The organism is Aliivibrio sp. S10_S31 (assembly GCF_014694495.1).
Taxonomy (GTDB): Bacteria; Pseudomonadota; Gammaproteobacteria; order Enterobacterales; family Vibrionaceae; genus Aliivibrio; species Aliivibrio fischeri.
The window spans coordinates 1-3,856 of record NZ_JAAUWR010000043.1 but is presented as its reverse complement, the minus strand read 5'-3'; the positions used below and the strand labels follow the sequence as shown (position 1 = coordinate 3,856).

The following is a 3,856-nucleotide window of genomic DNA, read 5'->3' as shown; positions in this document are numbered from 1 at the left end:
AGCACGCACAACAATCGCATCAACACGATTTATTACATTCGGCGTTCTGGGTTTGCCTTGGGTTTTGTGATTAAGGCGGTTAATTCAAGTTGGTTTGCATAGTAATAAACGTGTTATGCCAGCGTTATATTTTTAAGAGGAATGTATGAAGTTTATTGATAGCGCAGGGATTGTAGCTTTTCTTACGGCTTACTTTTATTGTGTAAGCACCGCTTTTACTTATGGTTACTTTTATACATTAGGCTTAGATAGTGATTTACTCGACCGCAACTTCCATCAAGTCATTTATCATGGAATGATAACTAGCTTGGAAAATGCAATTTATCTTTCGGCTTTCATTCTTTTGTTTGGTTTTGTTTATTCAAACTGGTGCTTCTTTATTTTCTATTATATTAAAAAAAGTTTTTCACATGGACGCCGATTGGTGAGACTAAAGAAGAAAATTAATTTACCGACTAAAAAACTATCAAAAAGAGAATTAAGTATTAAAGCCGTATTTAGTAAGTCGATTGGAGTATTTTTAGTAGTTATAGGCTTCCTATCTGTTTTGATTGTCTATGAAAAGTCAGGGATGGAGCAAGCCAATGAATTGAGAGTAAGGATCTCCGAAGGGAAATCTACAATTATGAAATCATCGCAATATAAAGGTGAGTTAACTTTTTTATATTGTGGTTCTAGAAACTGTGCTGGATACAATCTCGAAACTGAAGAGGTGATTTATGTCCCGCAACAAGATATATCAATCGATAACAACAAAATAAAAATATAACAAATGCATCAACACGATTTGCTACACTCGGCGTTGTCAGTTTGTCTTTAGTTTCAGTGATTAAGGCGGTAAAATTCAGGTAAGTCTGTATCGTAGCAAACGTGTTATGCAGGCGTTAGGCTCATAAGTGGAATAAGTGACTATATGTATAATAAAGAATATAAGCTTCTTGCTCAAGAAGGGCACTTAACAATGACAAGTCTCTTGGGGGGGCTAAACTCTATCCGTAGGGCTAATATCGACGAAAATCATCGTGGTTTGTTTTATTTAGGGTTGTTTGAATTAGCAACGGGATTTGAACGTCTATTTAAAATAGTACTTATACTAGATCATAAGATTTCTAATAAATGTCAGACACCAACAAATCAAGAGTTGAGGTCTTTTGGGCATGATATTGAAAAGTTATATGCTAAGTGTGTTGAGTGCTCATCTAACTACTCTTTACACTCAGAAATATCCTTAAATGATAAACAAAAGCAAATTATAGAGGTATTAGCTAAGTTTGCTAAAGGTTCTCGATATTATAATTTGGATGAATTAACTGAAAATAATAAAAATGATGATCCAATAGGTCTGTGGTTAGATGTAATTGATCGGCATGTTTGGGGTTTAAGAAGTGATGTAAGGAAAAGAATTGAACAAGATGCAATTACTTTTATAGATCGCAATGGCTTAGCAACTAATTGGAAGCAAAATATTAATGGGGATTGGATTACAATATTAGAGTTTACTTATTTAAGGCATACAACAGAAAAGGCTAGCTACCATGTTGTGTGGTCTATAATTGATATGCTTCGCCCATTTTATTATGTTTTACAATATCAGACATATCGTATTCATCAATTAAATGTAGATAATAACGCTTCTAATGAAGTACCTCATATGTATGAGTTTTTTCCATTTTTCCTTACACCCAAAAGCTCTGTTCTTAGGAAAAAAAAGTGGGCGTGGGGAGAATAAGCCTAACAATCGCATCAACACGATTTGCTACACTCGGCGTTGTCAGTTTGTCTTTAGTTTCAGTGATTAAGGCAGTAAAATTCAGCTAAGTCTGTATCGTAGCAAACGTGTTATGCAGGCGTTACACGAACTCTAAGATCGCAGTTTTTTGGCTCAGTTCAGCGATTGAGCCGTTAGTTTTTTAAGTGTGAAAGTAGTGTGAATTTCCTTCTTCTTTGTTGCCTTTTAGTGTTCATTTTATCAGGTTCGGCATTGAACTATTATTGTCCTAAATTCAGGCGTTTCAGCGGCTAATTTACGCTTCAATTGTTCTTTGGTTATGCCTCATTTTATCCTGTATCAGTGTTTTCTTCTTAGCATTTTCAATCCCAATTGTGGTAAGGATATTTGGTTTATCAGCTTAAAACTTGCTGAAACAAAATCGTACAAATGGTGTAAGAAAAAGGGATTGTTTCGTTTCACAGTTATTGCCGTTGAAATGATATTTTGCTCGCTAAATTGAACCAGTCTAATTAAACTCAGTTTACAGTAAATCTTGGTAAATTAGTTCTTTACCAATTAAAGCGAAACGTTGACAAAGATCGTGTAACAAAGCAATCAACACGATGCTAATTACACTCGGCATTCGCGGTTTGGAGTGCAATTGGTTTGGAAAGTCAGTCGTTCGCACGTGTTATTGCGGCGTTATATGTAATTTAAGTTTTTTATTCCCAGTATTTGGTGATTTATTGTTATTCTATGAATGATATGAAACATCTAAATCAAAGGTAATGGTCTGGTCGCAAAAAATAATGAATCTTTTCTAATTAACTTAATATAGTCAAGTCTAGTGATATTATCTGCCGTGTTTTTAACTTATTTTGGTTTAATTAATTGATAATATTGACGTTTATTACTAAGGGAAAAAGAAATGAAAACTGCACTTCATTATAGCTGTCCAAAATGTACTGGTGATTCTGAAATTCAAATTAAAGAAATAGATAGATTAAAAAAAGATAACACAATAACTTGTTCAATCTGTGGCGGTGATTTGACGTTAAACGAAGAGGGAATAAAAGTCGCTCATAAGCGTTTTGAGGATTTCAAAGCTTTGATGCCGTATCAGTTAGGTGTTAGTGGCATTTTTCTTTTATCTACGTTATTACACTTTTCAGGAACCATCCCAACGGTAGGAATGATTGTTGGTTATTTGATTGCTGGTGGCTTATTCCTAAAGGTACAATCAACTCAATTTCCAGAAGCACATTTAACATTTCAAGATTAGTAATCTGAATTACTTTTATATTTAAAGTTAGTGCTATGGAATACATATAACAAATGCATCAACACGATTTGCTACATTCGGCACTCTAGGTTTCTTTTAGTTTACCGTGCTAAGTGGTAAATTTGGTCTTAATCTGCATGGTAGCAAACGTGTTATGCAGGCGTTGTGCGTACTGAGTCCGAAATTTTTTGCACGGTTCATCAATAGAAGCGAGACTTTTGTAAACGCTATTTAGTCATCGAAACTCATTTTCTTTGTTGCCTTTTAGCGTTCGTTTCATCAGGCTCGGCAATTAAGCATTGTCGGTCTAAGTTCAGGCGTTTCAGAGGCATTTTTACGCTTCAATGGTTCTTTGGTGTTGCCTCATTTTAACCTGCATCCGTGCTTTCCTCGCCGCATTTTTAATCCCAATTGTGGTTAGGATATTTGGTTTATCAGCCGAAAACTTGCTGAAACCAAATCGTTCAAATGGCGTTGTAAATGTATTTGTTTTTCTTCACATTATTTCTAGTTTTATGTTCATTTTGTTCGCTTAATTGGCATCGGTAAATTAGAATCAGAGCTTAGAAAATCTTGGCAGGGCAGTTCTTTACCAAGTTGGCCAAGCCGAAAGAGAGTCCGCACAACAATCGCATCAACACGATTTATTACACTCGGCATTCTGGGTTTGCCTTGGGTTTTGTGATTAGGGTGGTTAATTCAGGTTGGTAGGCATGGTAATAAACGTGTTATGCAAGCGTTATGTCATCGGTGAAATATATGGAATCCAAAATTATAACAATTGAGATTGATGTTAAGAATGATATAAAAAAATCATATGATTATATTGTTGAAAAATTTGAGGTGGTTACAGAGTTTAACCT

The 3,856-nt window shown here is 34.8% G+C and carries 3 protein-coding genes; all 3 read left to right on the top strand.

Annotated features, from left to right (window positions below; all coding sequences use genetic code 11):
• The first annotated feature begins 145 nt into the window (after positions 1–145).
• Complete coding sequence (locus HC728_RS19270) at positions 146–769, top strand: hypothetical protein (protein WP_065641401.1); 624 nt, start codon at positions 146–148, stop codon at positions 767–769.
• Between the two features lie 144 nt (positions 770–913).
• Complete coding sequence (locus HC728_RS19265) at positions 914–1,729, top strand: hypothetical protein (RefSeq protein ID WP_065611808.1); 816 nt, start codon at positions 914–916, stop codon at positions 1,727–1,729.
• Between the two features lie 910 nt (positions 1,730–2,639).
• On the top strand, positions 2,640–2,993 hold the full coding sequence (locus HC728_RS19260) for a hypothetical protein (protein ID WP_065624875.1): 354 nt from the start codon (positions 2,640–2,642) through the stop codon (positions 2,991–2,993).
• The last annotated feature ends 863 nt before the right edge of the window (positions 2,994–3,856 follow it).

Bases quoted from the DNA above. Each gene is read 5' to 3' on its own strand.
- HC728_RS19270 (WP_065641401.1), top strand. From the start codon at position 146: ATGAAGTTTATTGATAGCGCAGGGATTGTAGCTTTTCTTACGGCTTAC.
- HC728_RS19265 (WP_065611808.1), top strand. From the start codon at position 914: ATGTATAATAAAGAATATAAGCTTCTTGCTCAAGAAGGGCACTTAACA.
- HC728_RS19260 (WP_065624875.1), top strand. From the start codon at position 2,640: ATGAAAACTGCACTTCATTATAGCTGTCCAAAATGTACTGGTGATTCT.